Source organism: Acidaminobacter sp. JC074 (assembly GCF_022496765.1).
GTDB lineage: Bacteria > Bacillota > Clostridia > Peptostreptococcales > Acidaminobacteraceae > JABXKX01.
Window position 1 is genome coordinate 61,090 of sequence record NZ_VANV01000020.1, and the last position, 21,413, is coordinate 82,502.

At 36.4% G+C, this 21,413-nt stretch carries 22 protein-coding genes and 1 riboswitch; of the genes, 16 read left to right on the top strand and 6 right to left on the bottom strand.

Translation table 11 applies throughout. The annotated features are described in order from the left end of the window. The first annotated feature begins 17 nt into the window (after window positions 1–17). Window positions 18–398: a hypothetical protein gene (locus EZV73_RS20980; protein ID WP_240842393.1), complete on the top strand. Its 381-nt coding sequence runs from the start codon at window positions 18–20 to the stop codon at window positions 396–398. Here EZV73_RS20980 and EZV73_RS20985 read toward each other — a convergent pair. After that, window positions 391–1,647: an MFS transporter gene (locus EZV73_RS20985; protein WP_240842394.1), complete on the bottom strand. Its 1,257-nt coding sequence runs from the start codon at window positions 1,645–1,647 to the stop codon at window positions 391–393. The two genes, EZV73_RS20980 and EZV73_RS20985, sit on opposite strands and share 8 nt — an antisense overlap. A 203-nt stretch (window positions 1,648–1,850) precedes the next feature. Here EZV73_RS20985 and EZV73_RS20990 point away from each other — a divergent pair, with 203 nt between their 5' ends. The 7 genes from EZV73_RS20990 (at window position 1,851) to EZV73_RS21020 (ending at window position 9,376) form a co-directional block, all read left to right on the top strand. Then, window positions 1,851–2,255 (top strand): helix-turn-helix domain-containing protein, encoded by a 405-nt coding sequence (locus EZV73_RS20990; protein ID WP_240842395.1) that lies wholly within the window; start codon window positions 1,851–1,853, stop codon window positions 2,253–2,255. A 219-nt stretch (window positions 2,256–2,474) separates the two neighbouring features. Next, window positions 2,475–2,643, top strand: a riboswitch (cobalamin riboswitch). 63 nt (window positions 2,644–2,706) lie between these two features. After that, window positions 2,707–4,455, top strand: a complete 1,749-nt coding sequence (locus tag EZV73_RS20995; RefSeq protein WP_240842396.1) for a ribonucleoside triphosphate reductase — start codon at window positions 2,707–2,709, stop codon at window positions 4,453–4,455. Next, window positions 4,452–4,943, top strand: a complete 492-nt coding sequence (locus EZV73_RS21000) for a 4Fe-4S cluster-binding domain-containing protein (RefSeq protein ID WP_240842397.1) — start codon at window positions 4,452–4,454, stop codon at window positions 4,941–4,943. The genes EZV73_RS20995 and EZV73_RS21000 overlap by 4 nt, the downstream gene beginning before the upstream one ends. A 140-nt stretch (window positions 4,944–5,083) precedes the next feature. Further along, a complete protein-coding gene (locus EZV73_RS21005; RefSeq protein ID WP_240842398.1) occupies window positions 5,084–5,557 on the top strand; it encodes an NAD(P)H-dependent oxidoreductase subunit E in 474 nt (157 codons plus the stop codon). Continuing rightward, window positions 5,550–6,824, top strand: a complete 1,275-nt coding sequence (locus EZV73_RS21010; RefSeq protein WP_240842399.1) for an NADH-quinone oxidoreductase subunit F — start codon at window positions 5,550–5,552, stop codon at window positions 6,822–6,824. The genes EZV73_RS21005 and EZV73_RS21010 overlap by 8 nt, the downstream gene beginning before the upstream one ends. Next, window positions 6,814–8,535, top strand: a complete 1,722-nt coding sequence (locus EZV73_RS21015) for an NADH-dependent [FeFe] hydrogenase, group A6 (protein WP_240842400.1) — start codon at window positions 6,814–6,816, stop codon at window positions 8,533–8,535. The genes EZV73_RS21010 and EZV73_RS21015 overlap by 11 nt, the downstream gene beginning before the upstream one ends. An 85-nt stretch (window positions 8,536–8,620) precedes the next feature. Further along, window positions 8,621–9,376: an EFR1 family ferrodoxin gene (locus EZV73_RS21020; RefSeq protein WP_240842401.1), complete on the top strand. Its 756-nt coding sequence runs from the start codon at window positions 8,621–8,623 to the stop codon at window positions 9,374–9,376. 21 nt (window positions 9,377–9,397) lie between these two features. Here the strand turns inward: EZV73_RS21020 and nadD are convergent, their stop codons facing one another. Next, the gene (nadD, locus tag EZV73_RS21025) at window positions 9,398–9,985 is read right to left on the bottom strand and encodes a nicotinate (nicotinamide) nucleotide adenylyltransferase (RefSeq protein WP_240842402.1); all 588 of its coding nucleotides are present in this window, start codon (window positions 9,983–9,985) and stop codon (window positions 9,398–9,400) included. 107 nt (window positions 9,986–10,092) lie between these two features. On the opposite strand from nadD, the gene EZV73_RS21030 reads away from it, so the two are divergent. From EZV73_RS21030 to EZV73_RS21060, 7 genes are read left to right on the top strand one after another with little or no spacing between them, the layout of a single operon-like run. Then, a complete protein-coding gene (locus EZV73_RS21030; protein WP_240842403.1) occupies window positions 10,093–11,157 on the top strand; it encodes a type IV pilus twitching motility protein PilT in 1,065 nt (354 codons plus the stop codon). Between the two features lie 10 nt (window positions 11,158–11,167). Next, window positions 11,168–12,220, top strand: coding sequence for a type II secretion system F family protein (locus EZV73_RS21035; protein ID WP_240842404.1), 1,053 nt, complete (start codon window positions 11,168–11,170; stop codon window positions 12,218–12,220). 13 nt (window positions 12,221–12,233) lie between these two features. Beyond that, window positions 12,234–12,554 (top strand): hypothetical protein, encoded by a 321-nt coding sequence (locus EZV73_RS21040; protein WP_240842405.1) that lies wholly within the window; start codon window positions 12,234–12,236, stop codon window positions 12,552–12,554. A 9-nt stretch (window positions 12,555–12,563) separates the two neighbouring features. Continuing rightward, a complete protein-coding gene (locus tag EZV73_RS21045) occupies window positions 12,564–13,055 on the top strand; it encodes a DUF4860 domain-containing protein (protein WP_240842406.1) in 492 nt (163 codons plus the stop codon). Beyond that, complete coding sequence (locus EZV73_RS21050) at window positions 13,048–13,437, top strand: type II secretion system protein (protein WP_240842407.1); 390 nt, start codon at window positions 13,048–13,050, stop codon at window positions 13,435–13,437. The genes EZV73_RS21045 and EZV73_RS21050 overlap by 8 nt, the downstream gene beginning before the upstream one ends. A 4-nt stretch (window positions 13,438–13,441) precedes the next feature. After that, a complete protein-coding gene (locus tag EZV73_RS21055) occupies window positions 13,442–13,912 on the top strand; it encodes a hypothetical protein (protein ID WP_240842408.1) in 471 nt (156 codons plus the stop codon). A 14-nt stretch (window positions 13,913–13,926) separates the two neighbouring features. Continuing rightward, window positions 13,927–14,814 carry a transglutaminase family protein gene (locus EZV73_RS21060; protein ID WP_240842409.1) on the top strand — a complete coding sequence of 296 codons (888 nt, stop codon included), beginning with the start codon at window positions 13,927–13,929 and terminating at the stop codon, window positions 14,812–14,814. Window positions 14,815–14,820: 6 nt separating this feature from the next. On the opposite strand, the gene EZV73_RS21065 is transcribed toward EZV73_RS21060, so the two are convergent. Both EZV73_RS21065 and EZV73_RS21070 read right to left on the bottom strand, forming a co-directional pair. Next, window positions 14,821–15,627, bottom strand: coding sequence for an MBL fold metallo-hydrolase (locus tag EZV73_RS21065; protein WP_240842410.1), 807 nt, complete (start codon window positions 15,625–15,627; stop codon window positions 14,821–14,823). A gap of 9 nt (window positions 15,628–15,636) precedes the next feature. Beyond that, the gene (locus tag EZV73_RS21070) at window positions 15,637–16,392 is read right to left on the bottom strand and encodes an MBL fold metallo-hydrolase (protein WP_240842411.1); all 756 of its coding nucleotides are present in this window, start codon (window positions 16,390–16,392) and stop codon (window positions 15,637–15,639) included. A gap of 160 nt (window positions 16,393–16,552) precedes the next feature. Here EZV73_RS21070 and EZV73_RS21075 point away from each other — a divergent pair, with 160 nt between their 5' ends. Further along, window positions 16,553–16,981: an Lrp/AsnC family transcriptional regulator gene (locus tag EZV73_RS21075; protein ID WP_240842412.1), complete on the top strand. Its 429-nt coding sequence runs from the start codon at window positions 16,553–16,555 to the stop codon at window positions 16,979–16,981. A gap of 11 nt (window positions 16,982–16,992) precedes the next feature. On the opposite strand, the gene EZV73_RS21080 is transcribed toward EZV73_RS21075, so the two are convergent. Continuing rightward, window positions 16,993–19,473, bottom strand: coding sequence for an EAL domain-containing protein (locus EZV73_RS21080; protein ID WP_240842413.1), 2,481 nt, complete (start codon window positions 19,471–19,473; stop codon window positions 16,993–16,995). Continuing rightward, the gene (locus EZV73_RS21085; protein WP_240842414.1) at window positions 19,451–21,331 is read right to left on the bottom strand and encodes an anti-sigma factor domain-containing protein; all 1,881 of its coding nucleotides are present in this window, start codon (window positions 21,329–21,331) and stop codon (window positions 19,451–19,453) included. The genes EZV73_RS21080 and EZV73_RS21085 overlap by 23 nt, the downstream gene beginning before the upstream one ends. Window positions 21,332–21,413 lie beyond the last annotated feature (82 nt).

A 21,413-nucleotide genomic window follows, 5' to 3' on the forward strand; every position in this document is an offset into this window, starting at 1 on the left:
ATTGAGCGAGGTTTTATATGATAATTTATATTAAGTTGATGACATTCATTCAGTTTCTAATTGGTACTGGTGTCTTGTTATTTCATCGTTTAACAGCTTCCAATGAAGCCTTAATGACTTATGTTTACGTGCGTAAGCCAGACCATATGTTGCTTCTGAATTCAAATAATAGGCTAGGCATAGCCATTTATCTGATCATAACAGTTGCTGTGATTATGTGGGTTTATAGAAGGCTTAAAATGAAGCAAGTCCCTTTAGGGATACTACTCATTGTGAATGTGTGCCTTCTTTTGTTACCTGTACAGGAGATTTTGATATATTCTTATCTAATAGCAGCAGCCATGTCCATACTAATAATAGAATACATAAAGATTGGATTAAAAGAGCGGTCTACATAAGACCGCTTTTACTAGGTTTTTGAATTGATAGTGCCATAAGAGTAGATAAAAGTGTTATGGCCATCATGGCAATTAAAACAGCATTGTAGCCCCCTGTTAAGTCATAAGACAATCCAAATGGAATTGGACCAAGTGCAGAACCGATGACCATAAAGATGGTTGCAGCACCACGGATACTCCCCAGATATTTTCTACCAAAGTACCTTGGCCAAATAACACTGATGGTAACCGTTTGTACATTGGTGACAAGACCATATAAAAGCATGAAGATGACAGCTGTAGCAACTGAAGCTACATTTATAAACAGTAGTAAACAAAGTGTTATGGCGACAAGTGTAAATGTAATGATGTACTTTGATCTAAACCTATCGATGATAAGACCTGATACAAGTGGCATAATAAAGCCTGGAAGGGCCATTAAACCAATAACAAAGGATGCCTGTGTTTCAGAGATACCTTTTAAATCCATAATCTTAAAGAAGTGAATTACAAGTCCTGTCGAGATCATAGGTACAATCATAGAGATGATACCTACAAACCAAAATTCTTTTGTTTTCAAAGCCTGATCTAAAGTCCATGCATTTTCTGTTTGTACATTGTTTTCATAATCATCAAGGGCTTTTTCATTATCAGGCAAAGCACCAATATCTTCTGGTTTATTTACAATAAAAAGATAAGAAAGCGGTATAAAAATGACTATTACTGCTAGTGACCATAATCGCCATACATGCTGCCATGAATAGAGATTGATTAAATAGACATTGATAACAGGTACAATTAGGTTGGCAATCATGCCACCTAGGTTCATCAAACTGATGCTAAGGGCTCGTCTTTTTTCAAACCATTGTGGTGTTAATGAGTTTGGTATCAATGTTAAAGAGCCTTGCCCTAAATACCTTAATAGGAAGAAACTGATAGCAATCATAACAATGTTACTAATAAAGCTGTTAAAGAAGCAGACAATGGCTAAAGCGATGCCGACAATAATTGTCATTTTTCTTTGACCATGTTTATCAACAGCCCTGCCCACAAAGACTAGGAGTAGGCCAGAGCAAACGGTTGCTATGGAATAAATAGAAGAAATTAAAGTTTGCGATAAGCCAAAATCACTGGTATATGATTTCATAAATGTTGAAATGGAATAAGATTGTCCTGGTGCAGAAAAGAATACCGACATGCCTGCTACAAGGATAATCATCCAGCCATAAAAGAATTTCTCATTGATATATTTTGATATTTTTATATTCATATGTCCTCCGATACTTTCAAAGACAGATTATATAGGATATCGACTAAAAGGTCAATGTGGGACGACTTTGTTACCGTAACAAGGGGAATGTTAAAATATAGAGCAATTGAAAATACAGACTTGCAACCAATAGTTGCAGGATGTTATACAAGATTTCTAGCATGATTGACGTGTATGTTGTATGCTTTTAAAGAGGTGAGAAAATGAAATTTAACGAAAAACTATTACAGCTTAGAAAAGAAAAAAATATGTCACAAGAAAACCTAGCAAGTAGACTCAATATCTCTAGACAGTCCATCTCTAAATGGGAGTCTGGACAATCCATGCCGGATATGGACAACCTAATTAGGTTGAGTGACATATTTGAAGTGAACTTAGAAAGTCTAGCCAAAGAAGGCAGTTTAGAAAAGGACACCATGACCTATGATGACTATATGAAGTATAAGGAAAACACGCAAATGCCTGCGCCACTTATGCTTATGTTTGGCTTTGGTGTCATAGGACTTGCTTGGTCCATTTATGCTTCAAATTATTTTTTTGTTTTAATAGGCGCTTTGTTTGGCGTGGGTCTCGGACTAATACTAAAAGTCTTTAATTTAGTCAAGTGATTTGTGAAAAAAAATGCTCAAAAAAATGAAATTATAGAAACTATACAAACTTAAAAAATTGGCCTTTTGGTTGATTTTTTTTTATGCCTATGAAGATGAATAATTGCAATACTTTGGTCATATTAGTTTTAGATGCCATCTTTTTTTAGACACAATATCTAGTTTCTAATTGTGTAAAACGTATTGTCAGACACAATATGTTGTGCTATCGTAATTATAGAAGTTAATATTTTTTATGGTCCTTTGTTAAATGGGAATCAGGTGAAATGCCTGAACAGCGCCCTCTACTGTGATCTGGACGCGTGTATGAAAAACCACTGAGGAATCGGGAAGGTATACACAAGGGAGAAAGTAAGTCAGGAGACCAGCCATAAAAAGGAAATGAGCTCGGGGATGGGGCAAAGTTGGTTAGATAACTGCACCCTAAGTGCGGTTTTTATTTGGAGGAAATATGTTAAATAGTCAAAAAATAGTAGATTCTTATTTGAAGCAACAAGACTGGCGTGTAAAAGAAAACTCAAATTCACCATTTTCATTTGGTGCTCTTAACAAACATATAGCAGCTGAGGTTTCAAAGGATTATTGGCTAAGACAAGTTTATCCTCAATCAATTGCAGATGGTTATGTAAATGGTGACTACCATATTCATGACTTGGGTGGCCTAACAGTATACTGTTGTGGTTATTCCATTAAAAAAGTTATTAAGATGGGGGTTACAGGTATTCCTAATATCCCAACATCATCACCAGCAAAACACTTTGCTTCAATATTAAATCAGTTGGCAAACTTGATTACAGTTTTCCAAAATGAAATTATGGGTGCAGTAGCATTCTCTTCTGTAGATACTTACTTAGCCCCTTACATAAAAGAAGATAATTTATCATATAAAGAAGTAAAACAGCAATTACAGAACTTTATATTCTCAATCAACTCTAATTCAAGAGGTGGTGCAGAGCCAGCATTTTCTAATATTACATTAGACTTAACACCGCCAAGAGATTTGATTGACGAGGAAGTTTACTTCGGTGAAGGCCGTTTAAACTATACATACAGAGATTGTCAGAATGAAATGAACTTATTTAATAGGGCCTTTTATGAACTTATGGACAATGGTGATGCTGAAGGTAGACCTTTTGCTTATCCAATACCAACATACAACATTCATGACCGATTTGACTTTGACAACACAATGAACGATGCCTTATGGGATATGGCAGGTAAGTTTGGTTACCCATACTTTGCTAATTTCCTAAATAGCGACATGGATCCAGAAGATGCAAGAAGCATGTGTTGTCGTTTAAGACTTGACCTGAGAGAACTAGAAAGAAAGAACGGTGGTCTTTTCGGTGCAGGTGAATCTACAGGCTCTATCGGTGTTGTGACACTTAATATGCCGCGTTACGGTTATGAAGCCAAGACAAAAGAAGAGCTATTTAACTTAATTGATAAGAATATGGTACTGGCTAAAGACAGTCTTGAAATCAAGAGACAGTTTTTACAAGAACATGTAGTTGATTTAAACCTAGTGCCTGCTTTTAACACATATGTTGGCACTTTAGGCAATCACTTTTCGACGATTGGTCTTGTTGGTTTAAATGAAATGTGTGAAAACTTCTTAGGCAAAGACATCTTATCTGAAGAAGGTCATGACTTAACAGTAGAAGTACTTAACTATATGAGAGAAAGATTGAGTGACTTCCAAGAAGAAACTGAAAATCTATACAATTTAGAAGCAACACCTGCAGAGTCTACAGCTTATAGACTTGCTAAAAAAGACAAGGAACAGTACTTTGATATCATCACTCAAGGGACTCAAGATGTACCATATTATACAAACTCTTGTCATATACCAGTAAACAAGGTTGAATCCATCCAACAGGTATTTGATCACCAAGATGACATTCAAGTTTTATTTACAGGTGGTACAGTTATTCATGTATTCTTAGGTTCACCAGTATCTGGTGCCAAGGCCAAGCAAATTGTAAAAACAGTTTGTGAGAAATACAGGGTACCTTATGTGAGTTTATCACCAGTCAACCACTATTGCCCGGACCATGGTTATATCAGTCAGAAGACAGATGTGTGTCCATCTTGTGGTAAAGAAGTTGAAAAGTATCAAAGAATTACAGGCTATTTAAGAAACGTTAAATATTTTAATGATGGCAAACGTGAAGAGTTTGGAGACAGGACGCAAATATGAAAATAAGGTATAAATCAATTACACATGAACGTTTGGAAGATGCCCCTTTTGTAGGTGCATTGGTATGTGCATTAGATTGCAATATAGGCTGCAAGGGTTGTTTTAACCAGTCCTTAAAAGAGGCGCCTATCTTCTATAAAAAGGCAGATGAAGTCCTAGATGAGATTATGTCTAATCCTTTTAATGAAGGTGTTATTTTAGCAGGTCTTGAATGGTCACTTCAACCCAGTGAGTTGATGGCTATGATCAAATCATGTGCATCTAAAAACATACCCGTAATTGTTTATACTGGCCATAAGATTGAAACATTTTTAAGACGTGTTCCAAAGATCAAAAACTACCCTGAGGTACTGATTAAGTACGGTGCTTATGACGAGTCTAAACTGTCACTGACTCATGAAGCTTATGGTGTTAGATTGGCTTCAACCAATCAAAACATCCAGTCAGTAGCAGACATCATGGAAGTTTATTATAAAAGAGTTATATAACAAATGTATTACTAGGACAGCATTTCGAAAGAAGTGCTGTTATTTTTTTGTCGATATGTAGAAGAAAAGTCCTGAAAAGTCTATCTAAGATTTTAATAGCCATTTCCGGGTAGTGTATTAATGAGGAGGTGGGTAATCATATGGGGAATACAGTAATAGACATAATTGAGGGGATTGGTAAAAGTGAGGACAAGTTATTAGAAATCCTTATAGAGATTCAAAATCAAGAGACTTATAATTATCTTTCTAAGTCAAATATTGAAGAGGTATCTAGGTACTTAGATATTTCTGTAACGAAAATATACGGGATTGCAGAATTTTATTCTATGTTATCAACTGTAAAGAGGGGCAAACATATCATCAGACTTTGTAATTCTACACCCTGTTATTTAGAGGATGGCATGCATGTGAAGAAAATATTTGAAGACATTTTAGGTATCGGTGTGGGACAGACTACTGAAGATGGCATGTTTTCTTTAGAATACTGCTCTTGTCTGGGTGCATGTGATCAGGCTCCTGCTGTTCAAATAGATGATGCTATTTATGGCAGGCTTGATAGAAATAAGATATTTGATTTGATTTCAACCATTAGAAGGAGGGACTTAGATGAGTAAATTATTATTTGATCCTTCTGAAACCTTATTATCTTTTGATTCTTATCAAAAATCAGATGGCTTTAAGGCGCTTGCGTGTGTATTGAAAATGAAGCCTGAAGATGTTATCAAAGAGATCCAAGATTCAAAACTCGTTGGTAGAGGAGGGGCTGGATTTCCAGTAGGTATAAAAATGTCTTCGGTCCTAAGTGAAAAAGATGGGCCTAAGTACATTGTTTGTAATGCAGATGAAGGTGAACCAGGTACCTTTAAGGACAGGGAACTTTTAAAAAGAAACTCTATGAAAGTCCTCGAAAGCATGGTCATAGCTGCTTATGCAATTGGGGCGTCAAAGGGCTATCTGTATGTTAGGGGTGAGTATAACTTTTTAAAAGATCAGATACTAAACCAGCTGGATGATATGAGAAAAAATCATTATTTAGGTGACGATATTTTAGGCTCTGGCTATGACTTTGACATTGAATACCGGTCAGGCATTGGGGCTTATATATGTGGTGAAGAAACAGCCCTCATTGAATCCATTGAGGGACGTTCAGGCGACCCTAGAGTTAAGCCGCCTTATACGGCATCTAAGGGACTTTGGAATAAACCGACTCTCATTCATAACGTAGAGACCCTTATCAACATTCTACCTATTATGAATTATGGTGCAGACTATTACAAGCAGTTTGGCACTGAAAAAAGTACTGGGACAAAACTCTTTTCAGTATCGGGTTCTATAAAAAACAAGGGCGTTTATGAAGTCCCCTTTGGTACCACATTAAATAAACTTCTAGACCTTTGCGGTGGGCCTACAGGCAGGATTAAGTTTGTTCAAATAGGTGGTTCGTCAGGTATTGTCTTATCCAAAGACCAATTAGACATAGAACTGTCTCATGAGGCATTTGAAAAGATCAATGCAGGTCTTGGATCAGGAGCTGTTTATGTAGCCGATGAATCGGTTTGTATCATAGATTTTTTAAATGCCACAGCCGCTTTCTTTAGACATGAGTCTTGTGGTAAATGTACACCTTGTAGGGAAGGCAACAGGCATATTGAAAAGATATTAGCCAGCTTCAAAGAAGGCCAGGGTAAGCTTGAAGATATAGATGTCTTATTAAGAACCAGCAAGGTTATGAAAGAAGCGTCCTTCTGTGGATTAGGTCAAACAGCGACCAGTGCCTTGTCATCAGCCATTGAAGTTTTTAAAGAAGAGTTTATAGAGCATATTGAAGGTAAGTGTAGGACAGGTGTTTGTAAGATAGGAGGTCTCTCTCATGAAAGTTAATTTAACCATTAATGGTCATCAAGTTCATGCAGATGAGAACAAGACCATTTTACAAGTGGCAAAAGACAATCATATTAGGATTCCAACCCTTTGTTATCATCCCGATTTAAGGGCAAAGGGCAATTGCCGTGTTTGTTTGGTTGAGGTTGAAGGTTATAGAAACCTACAAGCAGCATGTATGACCAAAGTAGCTGAAGGTATGGTTGTAAACACCAACAACGAAAGGGTTCGTGAAGCCAGAAGAATTGTCGTTGAACTCATTCTAGCCAATCATGATCAAAACTGTACCATCTGTCACTCCAATGGTGTTTGTGAACTCCAGAGATTGACTGAAGAGCTTAATATCAAGGAAAACAGGTATGAAAATATTCTTGACCAAGAAGAGATCATGTATGGCAATCCATCTGTTGTAAGAGATATGAACAAGTGTATTAAATGTGGCAGATGTGTTCAAGCCTGCAATGATGTTCAGCGTGTTGGTGCCATTTACAACATTGGCAGGTCAACTGAAATGAGAATGGGACCAGCTTATGACTATGACTTGACCCAGGTGTCTTGTACTTATTGCGGACAATGCATCAGTGTATGCCCTGTAGGTGCCATTTATGAAAAGGATGATGTGGTAGCCGTACTTGAAGCCATTGAAGATAAAACGAAGACGGTTATTATACAAATAGCACCATCCATAAGAGTTTCTGTTGGTGAAGTCTTCGGTATGAAACCTGGTACCTTGGTCACTGGCAAACTTGTCAAAGCCTTAAGGATGATTGGTTTTGACCGTGTCTTCGATACCGACTTTACAGCTGACTTGACTATTTTAGAAGAAGGTACTGAGTTTATAGGTCGTATTAAAAATGGTGGGGTTTTACCAATGTTGACCTCTTGTTCTCCAGGCTGGATCAACTATATTGAAAACTTTTATCCAGAGCTTTTAGACCACTTGTCATCTTGTAAGTCACCTCAGCAAATGTTTGGCGCTTTGGCCAAAACTTACTACGTCGATAAACTGGGCATTAATCCTGAGGATTTGATTGTTGTTTCATGTATGCCATGTACAGCTAAGAAGTTTGAAGCCTTACGACCTGAAATGGGCAGAGATGGCATCCAGGATGTGGATTATGTTTTAACAACAAGAGAGATTGGTAGAATGATCAAGATGCAGGGCTACAATCTAGAGCATATGGATGAAGATTCATTTGATGAACCATTTGGTATCACAACAGGTGCAGGCCTTATTTTTGGAGCCTCTGGTGGTGTGATGGAAGCAGCTTTAAGATCTGTTTATGAAATTCTAACAGGAGAAGAACTTAAATCTATTGATTTTCATAATGTCAGGGGCCTAGATGGTTTTAAAGAGGCAAGCGTCATGATTGGTGATTTAGAAGTCAAAGTAGCCATTACCAACAGTCTAAAAAATGCCAAAGTCATGTTAGAAAAGATTAAGGCAGGACAAGCAGACTATCATTTTGTAGAAGTCATGTGTTGTCCAGGGGGGTGTATTGGTGGCGGCGGACAGCCTAGACCAACCAATAATGTCATAAGAATTGAAAGAATCAAAGGCATTTATAATTCTGAGAAACAGATGAAACTTAGAAAATCACATGAAAATCCAGCTGTTAAGCAACTCTATAAGGAATTTCTAGATATGCCTAACAGTCATATAGCCCATCAACTCCTTCATACGAAATATACAAATAAAAGAGACAAATAGACCTTAACCGGTCTATTTTTCTGTACATACTGATAGGGATGACTTATAATATTTTTAGTGGCTTATGCCAATTAAGGGAGGTTGTATGAAAGTAAAGGGGATATATTTTAGTCCGACAGGGACATCTAAGAAAGTTGTAGAAAGCATTTGTAAATCATTATCAAGTGAAGTCAAGTATGTAGACATAACACTACCTAAAAAGAGAAGTGTGATGACAGAGATCAAAGAAGATCTTGTGGTGCTTGGTCTTCCTGTTTACTCAGGTAGAATACCACTTACAGTAGATGGATACATAAAATCTTTAGTAGGCCATGATACACCTTGTGTTGTGGTTGCTGTTTATGGTAACAGAGATTATGATGATGCCCTTTTGGAAATGAAAGACATCATGAAGGAAAGGGGTTTTAAAACCCTTGCTGCAGGTGCATTTATTGGTGTCCATTCTTATACCACTCAAGTAGCAGGCGGAAGACCGGATACAAAAGATCTTGAGATTTGTAGAGAATTTGCTGAAAATATAAAAGAGGCTCTGAATAAAGAGGGTGATCTTAAAGTGAAAGGCAAGTTTCCATATAAGGCAAGAAAAACTGCCAGTCCGATTGGTCCAGTTATTGATGAAAGATGTTTATCATGTGGCATTTGTGCCATTAACTGTCCAACAGGTGCATTGATATACAATGGCAAGCTAAAAATTGATGACACTTTATGTATCAAATGTAATGCCTGTGTAAGAAAATGTCCAATTGAAGCCATTAGCTTTGGTGGCAAGCTGGACCCCTTTGAAAAATGGCTGATAGAAAACTGTTCTGAAAGAAAAGAACCTGAATACTTTACACTTTAAAAGAAGACCTGGTGGTCTTCTTTATTTGTATAGGTTATTTGATTTTATAATAGACAGTATATCTGGATGTAAAAATCTAGAAACCAAAAGTTTATTTTTAATCCCATGTCGGATCATGGTTGAAGAAATACCTTCTAGTGCCATCTCATGGATTTTACATGGACAGTTAAGCTGTTTTATGACCTTCTTGCTAGCTGGTAAGTCCTCTTTCTCTCTTAGAATAACTGAAAAACTCACCAAGCTTTCAAGCTCATGAACAGATGGCCAAGATAAGATATGATTAAAGACATCAGAACCAAGAATATAATGAAGCTCTGCATCTTTATAAGCTTTTTTTAGTTGATGAATGATGTCTATGTCATAGCCTTCAATTTGATGGCGAATGATTTCGTCAGTGACCTCAATGTTTTTTTCGCCTAAGAGGGCCACTCTACACATCTGGAGTCTAACAGCTGCTGAAGAGATCGTTTCATCCTTATGAGGCGCATCATAAAGCGGCACTATGATGACCTTATCAAGTTCATTTGTCAGATTTCTAGCGATGGAAATATGACCATTATGTATAGGATCAAAAGTTCCTAAAAAAATTCCAATCTTAAGTTTAGACATATCTACCTTCTTTCTGTTATTATTATACACGATTATAGATGAATATGACATGAAATATAGGGTATAATCAATATGTAGAAGTAGGTAAAAGGAGAATTGGAGAAAAAATGGATTATAAAGAATACGTAGAATATCTACTTGGGGAAACCATGAAACATAAGGCAACAGACTTACATATTTGTGTAGGTTCTAAACCTTTGATTCGCGTGAATTCAAAACTACAACCTGTAGAAGGTTCTGAAGTGATAAAACCTGATGTGATTGATGAAATTGTACAGGTTTATTTGGATGATAAAAAATATGAAAAACTAGAGAAAAATAAGTCTGTTGACTTGTCTTACTCAGTACCTAGACTGGGACGCTTTAGATGCAATTTCTATTATCAGAGAGGGACTGTAGCAATTGCTATAAGATCTTTACCCCTTGAAATTCCTGATTTGGATTCCTTAAGGCTACCAGAGAATATTATGAGATTTACTTCTAAAAAGAAGGGGCTTGTCATCATTACTGGGGCAACTGGATCTGGTAAATCCACAACCCTTGCAAGTCTAATCTCTACCATAAATCAACAGTACCATTATCATATAACAACCATAGAGGATCCTGTTGAGTACTTACATAGACACCAAAAAAGCCTGGTGACCCAAAGAGAAGTTGGTTCAGATGCCAACTCATTTGTCTCTGCTTTAAGAGGTGCTCTTAGAGAAGATCCAGATGTGGTCATGGTTGGTGAGATGAGAGATATGGAAACCATAGCCACTGTACTCACAGCTGCCGAAACTGGTCATTTGGTCTTTTCAACCCTACATACAAGTGGGGCCGTTAAAAGCATTGATAGAATACTGGATGTCTTTCCAAACAGTCAACATGACCAGATCAGAAGCCAGCTGGCAACGGTTTTAGAAGGTGTTGTCACCCAGCATTTGATTCCAACCAAAGACCAAAAGGGATTGGTACTTGCTTGTGAAATCATGATGGTAACACCAGCCATCAGAAACTTAATTAGAGAGGGCAAGCACTATCAGATTAACAATCTGATTCAAGGTGGTAGAAGTGAAGGTATGCATTCTTTAGAAAGAGAACTGGCAAAACTGTGTAAAGAAGGCATAATAGATGTGGACGAGGCTAGGTTGAGAGCCCATGATCCACAGCTATTCGATTCATACTTATAAAGAGGTCGCAATGAAGAGAAATAAGAAACAATTAGACAATCAAGTCATTGCCACATTTATCAGGCAACTAGGACTTGTACTGGATTCGGATTTACCAATTAACTCAGGTTTAGAAGTCATTCGAACAAAAGCAGACCATCCTAAACTTATATCCATCATCCAGGTTTTGCAAGATGATATAAAAGAAGGTTATTCACTCAGTGAATCCATCAAGAAATTTGAAGATGAGTTAACGCCTTTTGTTGTCAACATGATAGAACTAGGTGAAAAATCTGGTTCCTTATCAGGTGTGATGAACCAAATTGCAGATGCCATTGAAAAGGAAATAGAAATCAGAGAAAAGGTACGTTCAGCACTGGCTTATCCTGTAATTTTGTCCTTGCTTATGTTGGGTGTCATCATATTATTAGTTGTAAAGGTTATGCCGACATTCAATGAGATTCTTAATTCACTAGGTGGCGAAATGCCGGCCTTTACTCAAGGCATGATGAACTTCTCAGAGTTTATCGGTCAAAACATCATTGTTATTGTATCTGTTGTAGTCGCTCTTATAGCAGCTTACTTGTGGTATAGAAATACTGAAAAAGGTGCTTTTAGGATTGATAAACTTAAGTTTTCAATGCCTATTCAAAAGGATATCATAGCCGCACTTATGGGGGCTAAGTTTTCTAGAAACCTTTCAATCCTTTTAAAGTCTGGCTTTAGTTTTTCCATTGCACTTGAGATGTTAAAGCCTGTTATGAACAATCTATACATGACATCACTAATTGACAATGCCATTGAAAGATTAAAAGAAGGTGAGTCTCTTGCAGATGTTATTGCAAACTTTAACATCTTCCCTGGTGTTATGATCAGACTCTTTTCAGTAGCCCAGCAGACAGGGCATATGGATAAGATGTTAGAAAAAGTAGCTTTGGAAATGGAGAAGGAAGCAGATAGTAAGTTAGAAAGTATTGCAACTGTTTTAGAACCACTTCTGATCATTATCTTATCAATATTGGTCGGTGTGATTTTGGTATCAGTGATACTTCCAATTATCAACATCCTAAATGCTATTGGTTAGAAAGTAGGTTGTTATGAACAAGTACAAACTAAAGAATATTCAGTTGCTTGTAATGCTTTCTATATCCATTGTTACACTTGTCATCATCTTTTCAAGTATAGACTCTTATCAAAATCAGTTCGGAGATTTAGAGACCGATAGGATTCAAGAAGTCGTTGAAAAGTATGCTGTCCAGTGTTATGCAACTGAAGGTGCTTATCCTCCAAATGTCTATTATCTACAAGAACATTATGGACTGATTCTTGATGAGGACAAGTATATATATGAATATGAACCTGTTGCTGAGAATATTAAACCAGTCATACAGATCTTTATTAAACCAGGTTTTGAATAGGAGGATTTTATGAAAAGATTGAATGTAAATACTTCTATTGAATCCTTCTTAGTCATGGTTTTAATGATTGTATTTGCTGTGTCTACCATGTTTATTATTATAGAAGGCAAAGAAGCCTTTGAACGTGTGACAGAAAATAAGATTGAAGATGAAAATGCTAGAATTGCCCTTTCATTTGTCAATAAACGTATCAAACAAGATGATTTTAAGGGCAGCATACAAGTTTTAGACCAAGGTGTAGAAGGCTTGCCTGCACTTAGGGTTGACCATGGAGACGGTATGTATACCTATATCTATGAGTTTGAAGGCATCATGTATGAGTGTTATACCGATGAGGAACCTATCATTGCACTCAGTAGTGAAATTGTGCCTGTAAAAGATCTTGAGTTTAAAATGGACTCAAATAAAGTCATTATGTCTTTAAGCTATGAGTATCAAGGTACCATGATACCAATTGAGCAGGTGACAACACTTAGGTCAAAGGGGGAAAACGATGAATAAAAAAGGATTTACACTTATTGAAATCATCTTTTCTATCGCCTTTATCAGTGTTGTATCAGTGGTTATGTTGTCGCTTTTAGCCACATCATTTGAGGTCGAAAATGAGACCGATCTGATGGATATGGCCATCTTGAAGTTATCTAATGAAATAGAACAAGTAAAAGCCTTAGACCATATTGAAGAACAAGTGATTGAAAAGTACTACAGTGACTTTTGGCAAGAAACAAGTAAAGATGAGGCGGCTTACAAGCTGACCCTTAAGATACAAGAAGACACGAATTATGAGCAAGGCTTGTATGATATAATAGTCGATATAAAAGAAAACAAAGAGGGGCAAGTACTGGTTGCCACTCGAGCCAAACATTATTGGAATAGGAAGTGATGCCATGAGCGTATTGAATAAAAAGGGTGCCACTTCAGTTCTCATCATATTGCTGATGGTGGTTTTGATGGTTTTTGGTTTGACCATCTTAACAACAACATTATCAAACCAATCTTTATCAGAAAAAAAGCAGACTTGGCTTAGCGAGTATTACGATCTAGAGTCATATGTTGCTATAGAACTTGCATCCATAGACCAGCGTTTAACAGACCTTAAAGAAGCAAATCAAGAAGAAACACTTCTGCAGGCCTATATGGATGAGTTTGATTTAATCAAAGAAGGCGATGCTTATTACTATTATTTCAGAGTTTCTGAAGATGCAGAGGAAAATCTAAAACATATTGATGTGACCCTTGAAATATATCTTGATAAGAATCAAATTAAAAACTATGATATAGTTGACTACAGTGAAACACAAGATTTATTTGAGTATGAAGACATTAAGTTTGGGAACCCATTTATCCCTAAAGACTAGTTAGAAGGTGTGGTATGAAAAAAATCTTTATAATATGGCTGATTATTTCATTGATGACAGTGCCTGCACTTGCCTTTGAGAATGAGCCTGTAAAAACTTCGGTCAATGACCATTATGAGCTGACTGAAAAGACCCACGTTGAAGAAGCTGACCATATGTTGTTTGTTATGAAAACAAGCTCTGTCAACTGGCTTGCCATGAATATCAAGGTTCAAGCTGTAGATGCGACGGTTATTGTCAACAAGGGTTCTACGTCATATAAAAATGTAAAAACCATTGTTGAAAAGGACCAGGAGTACATTTACAACAATGTCTCAGACATTGAGTACTTCCCACTTCAAATGGGCAGTGGCAAGTATACGGTTTCTTTATTAGGGTCTAATGACGGTAGAAGGTATAGGTCACTGACTTCTAAAGACTTTAAGGTTGAAGTTGAAGAGAATGTTGTATTTCTAAATTCTACACAGACCGTTAACTGGTCAGATGAAACAGAAGTCAGCATACTTGCTAAGGCCTTGACCTTAGATCTAGAAACTGATCAAGAAAAGTTAGAAGCTGTCCATAAGCATATTGTTGATAATGTAAGGTACAACTATCAAAAGGCTGCTACACTGCCAAAAGGCTATATACCAGATGCAGAAGCTACCCTAGAAGTTGGAGACGGTATCTGTTATGATTTTGCAGCACTTTTGGCTGCAATGATGAGGTCTGTAGACGTGCCAACCAAGCTTGTTAAGGGCTATTCATCCTATACACCTGTCTACCATGCATGGAATGAAGTCTTGATTGGAGACGAGTGGTGGATAGTAGATGCCAGTACAGATTCTATATATGTAGATTATAAGGTCCAGTATGTGATCAACAAGCCAATAGAAGCTTATCAAGCAAGTAAAGTATATTAAAAAATCCTAGTTAACTAGGATTTTTTTTGTAACAAGATATTGATAGTACATATAGACCAGTGGATTGGCTCTAGGATTTTGCATGAGTCTTAAGGTGATATCATAAGCTTTCTGATACTCTTTGTTTTCTAGATGAACCCTCATTTTCTGGAATGTCTCATAATCATCATAGGTATCTCTTATGATGGTACCAAGCTCTTTCCATCGGTGATAAAACATATTGGATAGTCTTTCTTGGCCTATGGTAGACTTGTCGCCATGGGCAGGGTAGATGATTGTAGCTGGGTCATAATCTTCTAATAAGTGAATAATAGACTTTCTTAAGTCTTCTTGCTTGCCTGAAGGAAAGTCCCATTGTCCAACAGACCCCTTGAATAAGGTGTCACCAGTAAACATATGGTTTGAAAATTTATAACACACACAGCCTGGTGTATGACCAGGTGTTAAAATGACATCAATGGGCTTAGTGTTTAAAAATAACTTTGTGTTTTCATTCATTTTAATGATGTATAAGTCATCTAGATTGAAGTCCATAGAACGGCCTTCATAGTCAAAACCGTTTTTAAAACCATCCATTAAGATAGGATACTCATCTTCATGGATATAAATAGGCACGTCATAAACATCTAGAGCACCTATATGATCAAAATGGGCATGGGTTAAAAGTATGCCAATGACTTCAAGTTTGTTTTTTTCAACATAAGCTCTTATCTTATCTTTTTCATAACCAGGATCAATGATGTAACACTTGCCTTGATCTTCTAGAAAAAAGCAGTTGACTGGTATATCTCCATTTAAAAGTATTGAATTCATATGACCTCTCTAAAATTCTAATGAATCCCCTTCATTTGGGATAAGGATTCGATTCTTGTAGTTCTTGTCTTTGATAAAGTCCTTTAATAGATCTTTTGTTAAGAAGCAGTGGCTCCATGCATCCATATGAATAGCAAGTATCTTAGCATCTCCAGAATTATTTGCAAGCTGATCAATATCATTTGTAGACATGGTGATGTTCTTTCCAAATGGTAGGACAGCAGCACCTGCAAAGGCAATCACAAGATCTGGTTTTTCAGTTTCAAGTGTCTTCTCTACTTCATCACACCAAATAGAATCACCTGTTAAATAGGCTTTAGGCTCAGCAGATGAACTTAATACAAAACCAGTCGTTTTTCCCATCAACAAACCTTCTAAACCTTTACCATGACGACCACCTACTGTTTTGACTTTGATGTCATCAAAAATCTGTTTAGAACCATCAATGGCTACAATATTCTTAAAGCCACTTTTACTGATTTTCTTTACATCATGAGACCTGCAAAAAATTTTCAAGTTCTTTGGAAGCATTTTGATTGCGACATCATCGAAGTGATCAAAGTGAGTATGGGTAATAAATACACCATCTAGGGCATTCATAAAGTCTAGTTTAAATGGTAAGGGCAGTAATGGATTCTTTTCTTTGTTTCTTGCCTTAGGCATAGAAGACTTAGATCCTTTTTCAGCAAATACTGGATCGACCAGAAAAGTTTTATTGTTATACTCTAGTAAGTGACTACCGTGACGTATATGTGTAAATTTCATTTTAAATTCTCCTTTCGCTTGTATGGTCATTATAGCAAGGAAGCATCTTTCGCCGAGAACTTCTTTGATGGTTCTACTTTCACCGTGAAAGTGTTAAAATAGTAGAAAAGAAGGCTTTGTATCCAAAAGCATGAATTTTCAATGAGAAGAGGTGACTTACATGAAGAAGGTTTATATACCTGATGAAACTGATAAAAAAATTATAGACATGTTAAAAGAAAATGCCAGACTTCAATGGCGAGAAATTGGTGAAGAAGTTCATATCAGTGGTCAGGCAGTAGGAGAGAGGGTTAAAAGACTTGTGTCTAATAAAATCATCACCGGCTTTCATGCAAGCATTGATGATCAAGCCTTTGGCAAGAAAAGAGTGGATTTTATCACTGTGATCATGACAACTTCTGACCATTCAAAGTTTATGGAGGTGGTGAGTGGTATAGAAGAGATCAAGGAAGTTTACAGAATCAGTGGCAATGGTTGTTACATGATGAAAGTAGAAAGCAATGACCAAGAGGATCTCAATCAAATCTTAGAAAAACTCTTAGCATTCTCCAACTATAGCATCAATTCTGTTGTGAAGCAGATGAAATAAAAATCAACAGTTTATGACTGTTGATTTTTTATGCGTGCATCAAAATCTTCTAATGTTAAAGGTTTGCTGTAATAGTAGCCTTGTATGATGGTATCTAAATCATGTCTGATGATATTGATTTGATCTTCATACTCTACACCTTCTGCAATGATATGCATGTTATAGAGTTTGGCTAGATTGGCTATAAGGTGGTATAGTTTCTTAGACTTATCACTGGTATGAATATGGTCTACAAAGGCCTTGTCTATTTTTAGAAAATCAAAAGGCAACTGGTCTAAGTAGTTGATGGAAGAGTAACCCTTACCAAAGTCGTCTAGAGCAAAGCGTATCCCGTGATTTTTTATGTCCTTCATAATGTCTTTTGCCTGTTTGATATTAGAAAGACCGGATTCTTCTGTTATTTCTAAGGCAAACCAAGAGGTATCAATTTCCGATTTGGAAATGATGTCTAAAAGTTCCACTGTCATGCCAGGACTGTCAAAGGTATAAGTAGACATATTGACGGAGATCTTCATCTTAGGTAGACCTTGGTCTTGCCATAGCTTAATCTGTTTGCAGGCATTTTTGATCATATACATGTCTAGCTTTCTCATGAGGCCATTTCTTTCTGCCACACCGAGAAACTGGTCTGGATAGATTGGTCCTCTTTCCTTATGAACCCATCTGACCAATACTTCTGCACCAATGGTTTTTTCATGGTAAAGCTCCGTTTGAGGCTGATAGAATAACATAAAATCATTTTTTTCAAGGGCAGTCTGGATTTCTATAGCAAGTTCTTGTTCATTTAGATAATGTTTGTAAATGTCATCATCAAAGGCAGTCCATTCATTGGTGATGTTGTTTTTCTTTACAAAGTACATAACGCTTTCTAGGTACTGAATAAGTGTGTCGAAAGAACTTGTGTACTTAGGGTACTCTACATAAGAAAGACTTAGACTGAGTTTTCTTGTCCTATAATTACCCTCTTTCAGCGATTCAAAAGCCTCAGTAATCTTATTAAAATAGCTTTCATAATCATTGAGTGCAATACATGTAAACTGGTTGCCCGAGGTACGTCCGACAATTAATGAATCTGATATCTGGTCCAGCATATGAGCCATTTCTATAAGGATCTGATCACCTACTTCATAACCATAAAGATCGTTGATCAGCTTAAAACGTTTGATATCTATGAGCAAAAATGCCCCCTGACTAGATGGATTAAAGAGTTTCTTTAAGCCATAATTGTTCGGTAGATAAGTTAGCTGGTCATGTTTAAAAAGATAATTAAGTCTTCTTTTTTCATTTTGACTGAGTATTAGTTTCATAATAATATAAATAGCTATGATAAATAGCCCCGCCAGTATAAGCTGTACGATAAGACTTCTTGTTTCCATAGCTTCACGCTCTTTTGGAATATCATATAAGCTGAGTCTATAAAGTCTTTCCATAGGAAGCTGAATAGTAAAGTTTTCGAGTGAATCTAATAAGTCTATTTGACCACTTATATAATAATGCTGTTTGTTTTCAGTGATATGGTTGAGGTAAAGGACTTTTGAATCTAAATGTGACTGGCTAAACAAATAGAGACTTCTTGGTATTTGGTAGTATTTACCTGTTTGATTATGGATGTCATCTAGAGTGTTTAACTGATCATCGTAATTAAAGGACTCAAGATAGTCTGAATGATCATGGCTTGCAATAACAAGCGGCTCAGAATAGAATTCAAGACATGCTCCAAGTTTTTCATCAGAGACTAACAAGTCTATTTCACCCTCATCTAACATGGTATAAAGCTTGTCCTTTTCGCCTGTGATATAAACAATCTGACTCTTGTTGAGTTCACCATACTTATTGATAAGAGCAATGGAAAGGCCGTAGAGCCGATTGTTGTAAATATAAGAAATCGGAGGCATACTGATGATACCTACCTTGATTTCATCTTGATTAAAAGGGGCCATTTCTAAGTATTGGTCATTGTAATCATCAATCCATTTATCTATCAAACCAGTATTCAAGTAATGTTCAAAGATCGGAATAAATTCTTTATAATCTTCTTGACTGATATACAGGCCAGGTGACTCTATACTATCGAAGCCATTGAAATAAAGACCTGAGTCAGGCAAATAGTCACCTATATACGGCATAGAGATGGCATCGATGGTGCCGTCTTCAAGTCGACTTAACAATAAGTCAAAATCATCATTTAAGATAGAAACAGATGTAGTGTCTTTTTTCTCTATTTGATAAATACCATTTTGGTAGGAAAAAAGTACATGACCATCTAGACCCTCTACAAGTGTAAGGGATCTGTTTAGGTCATTTGCAAGTTGTTCCTGAAGAGGCTCTTTTATGATTTCAAAAAGAGGTCCTGATAGATGTAGAGTTACAGGACCTGATGAGCTTATGTCAAAGAGATCGTTAGAGTCCAATAGATTAAACAAAAGGATGGATAATCCAATAAGGATAATAAAGATCAAGAGCCATTTCTTATTCAGAGTCAGTTGATTCATCGTATTTTTGCTCCAATTCTTTTAGTAGATTTCTCTCTTTATACAATTGGTTTTCGTACTGAGACTGCTTGTTTATCAGTGCATTGTAGTCATCTTGTAAAATCTTGTAGGCTGCTTCTAATCCTGCTAACTCATTTTTAAGATTATCGATGGCAATTGAAAAATTGTTGATGATTCTTTCAAAATCAGCAATAGATTCATTGGTTGAAGCAAGTACAGCCTCAGGTTCAGCATATTTTTCTTCTAATTCGCCAAGAGTAGTGTTTAAGTTCTTTTTGGCTTTTTTGAGATCAGAATCTATGTCGTCTTGAAGTTCATCTGCTTCATCTTTTATGGCATTGATCTCAGCTTTCTTACCTTCAAAGACTTGATAAATACTATTGTAGTGATAGATAAATTCATAATTGTATGTGCCTGCAGGTGCGCCTTCAGAAAGATAATCATTTTCCATATAAACGGTTTCTAACATGCCTTCTAAACTTGACTTTTCTTCTTTATAAGTGTTTGCTAAATCAGTGTTGTCACCAGCTTCTTGTATAAGAGCGTCCTTGTTTATGATTTCCTGTTCGATCATCTCGATGACTGTTATACGGTCATTGAGATAGGTGTCTCTTGCCTGGTCGTATTCTTCTTCATAAGTAGAATACAGTTTATCTACTTTTTCTTGGTCGTTTTTAGTGTTTTCAACCTTTTTATTGTATAAGGCATTGGCTTCATTAATCTCTGTAGTTTTTCCTTCCAAAGCTTTTTCTAAGGCTACTTTTTCATTGGAAAGTACAATGTATTCATCCTTTAACTCTGATGAACCAGCTTGTTTCTTTTCCAAGTTGACTTTGCTTTCTGCAATTTCAGTTTCTTTTTTACTCATTTCCACTTGCTTGTTTTCAGCAGCGTTTTTAGTATTGATGAAGTTGTTATAAGTTGCATCAACTTTAAGCTTTTGATCATCGATTTGTTTAATGAGTGCATCGAGTTCTTCTTGACTTATTTGGTCTTTTTCATCCGATTCCACTGTATCGGGGGTTTGATCACTAGTTTCTTGATTAGACTCATCGTCTTCTGTCTCTATGGGATCATCGGGCTTTTCTACTTGGTCGTCTTTAGTATCAGTCACATCTTCTTCATTGGTTTCAGTATTTTCCACTGAATCAGATGAATCATCTTGAACTTTTGTTTGAGGTTTGTAAATACCTTCGACCTCCATAAAGTCATCTTCTAAGGCTTTAAGGGCATTGTTAATAAAGTCCTCATCTTCTTTAATGATGATGTCCTTTTCTTCAAGTTTTTCTTTTATGAACTGACGACCATAAGACGCTTTGGTCTCAGTTTCATGGTAGACAAGTACAATCTTATAGTTGGATTTGTTTTTACTTAAGTAGTCATCAAGTGGGATATCATCTTTGTCATAAGAGATGATGATGGTATCTTGATCATTTAGGATATCAAGTGTTAGAGCTTTTTCTGTCATTTGATCGAGAACTGCTTGTATAGGTAAGTCTGTGTAATTTTCTGGGATGAGTGATGGATCGCCTGTTACAGTAAGTGTTTCATAATCTTTATTAACTTCTATGACCATACTAGGATTGACATCATAGGATACGATACCGTAGACCCTGTTGTCGGAAGCCTGATTGAAGAGATAACCACCAATCAGTACAACCATAATGAGCATGGAGACAGATGTACCAATTTGTCTATAAGAAAATTTACCAAAGCCCTTATAGATATCTCGTTTTTCGAAGCTGACCCGCTCACCAACTTTTGTATCTCGTCGCAGTTTAATGCGTTCAATGTCATTGCTTTCTGTTTTAACAATCATAAATTTCTTTTCAATTTTAGTTACAAGTCCATGTTTCATGTCATCACTTCCTTATGTTTTATTTATTCCCCCTTTAATCTAGATAAAACAAGTAGTGATAAGTGTTTTATAAAAAAGTCTT

Bases quoted from the DNA above. Each gene is read 5' to 3' on its own strand.
- EZV73_RS21045 (WP_240842406.1), top strand. From the start codon at position 12,564: ATGAAAAGATTGAATGTAAATACTTCTATTGAATCCTTCTTAGTCATG.
- EZV73_RS21020 (WP_240842401.1), top strand. From the start codon at position 8,621: ATGAAAGTAAAGGGGATATATTTTAGTCCGACAGGGACATCTAAGAAA.
- EZV73_RS21075 (WP_240842412.1), top strand. From the start codon at position 16,553: ATGAAGAAGGTTTATATACCTGATGAAACTGATAAAAAAATTATAGAC.
- EZV73_RS21030 (WP_240842403.1), top strand. From the start codon at position 10,093: ATGGATTATAAAGAATACGTAGAATATCTACTTGGGGAAACCATGAAA.
- EZV73_RS20985 (WP_240842394.1), bottom strand. From the start codon at position 1,647: ATGAATATAAAAATATCAAAATATATCAATGAGAAATTCTTTTATGGC.
- EZV73_RS21035 (WP_240842404.1), top strand. From the start codon at position 11,168: ATGAAGAGAAATAAGAAACAATTAGACAATCAAGTCATTGCCACATTT.
- EZV73_RS20995 (WP_240842396.1), top strand. From the start codon at position 2,707: ATGTTAAATAGTCAAAAAATAGTAGATTCTTATTTGAAGCAACAAGAC.
- EZV73_RS21050 (WP_240842407.1), top strand. From the start codon at position 13,048: ATGAATAAAAAAGGATTTACACTTATTGAAATCATCTTTTCTATCGCC.
- EZV73_RS21010 (WP_240842399.1), top strand. From the start codon at position 5,550: ATGAGTAAATTATTATTTGATCCTTCTGAAACCTTATTATCTTTTGAT.
- EZV73_RS21005 (WP_240842398.1), top strand. From the start codon at position 5,084: ATGGGGAATACAGTAATAGACATAATTGAGGGGATTGGTAAAAGTGAG.
- nadD (WP_240842402.1), bottom strand. From the start codon at position 9,985: ATGTCTAAACTTAAGATTGGAATTTTTTTAGGAACTTTTGATCCTATA.
- EZV73_RS21000 (WP_240842397.1), top strand. From the start codon at position 4,452: ATGAAAATAAGGTATAAATCAATTACACATGAACGTTTGGAAGATGCC.
- EZV73_RS21065 (WP_240842410.1), bottom strand. From the start codon at position 15,627: ATGAATTCAATACTTTTAAATGGAGATATACCAGTCAACTGCTTTTTT.
- EZV73_RS21070 (WP_240842411.1), bottom strand. From the start codon at position 16,392: ATGAAATTTACACATATACGTCACGGTAGTCACTTACTAGAGTATAAC.
- EZV73_RS21015 (WP_240842400.1), top strand. From the start codon at position 6,814: ATGAAAGTTAATTTAACCATTAATGGTCATCAAGTTCATGCAGATGAG.
- EZV73_RS21060 (WP_240842409.1), top strand. From the start codon at position 13,927: ATGAAAAAAATCTTTATAATATGGCTGATTATTTCATTGATGACAGTG.
- EZV73_RS21085 (WP_240842414.1), bottom strand. From the start codon at position 21,331: ATGAAACATGGACTTGTAACTAAAATTGAAAAGAAATTTATGATTGTT.
- EZV73_RS20990 (WP_240842395.1), top strand. From the start codon at position 1,851: ATGAAATTTAACGAAAAACTATTACAGCTTAGAAAAGAAAAAAATATG.
- EZV73_RS20980 (WP_240842393.1), top strand. From the start codon at position 18: ATGATAATTTATATTAAGTTGATGACATTCATTCAGTTTCTAATTGGT.
- EZV73_RS21055 (WP_240842408.1), top strand. From the start codon at position 13,442: ATGAGCGTATTGAATAAAAAGGGTGCCACTTCAGTTCTCATCATATTG.
- EZV73_RS21080 (WP_240842413.1), bottom strand. From the start codon at position 19,473: ATGAATCAACTGACTCTGAATAAGAAATGGCTCTTGATCTTTATTATC.
- EZV73_RS21040 (WP_240842405.1), top strand. From the start codon at position 12,234: ATGAACAAGTACAAACTAAAGAATATTCAGTTGCTTGTAATGCTTTCT.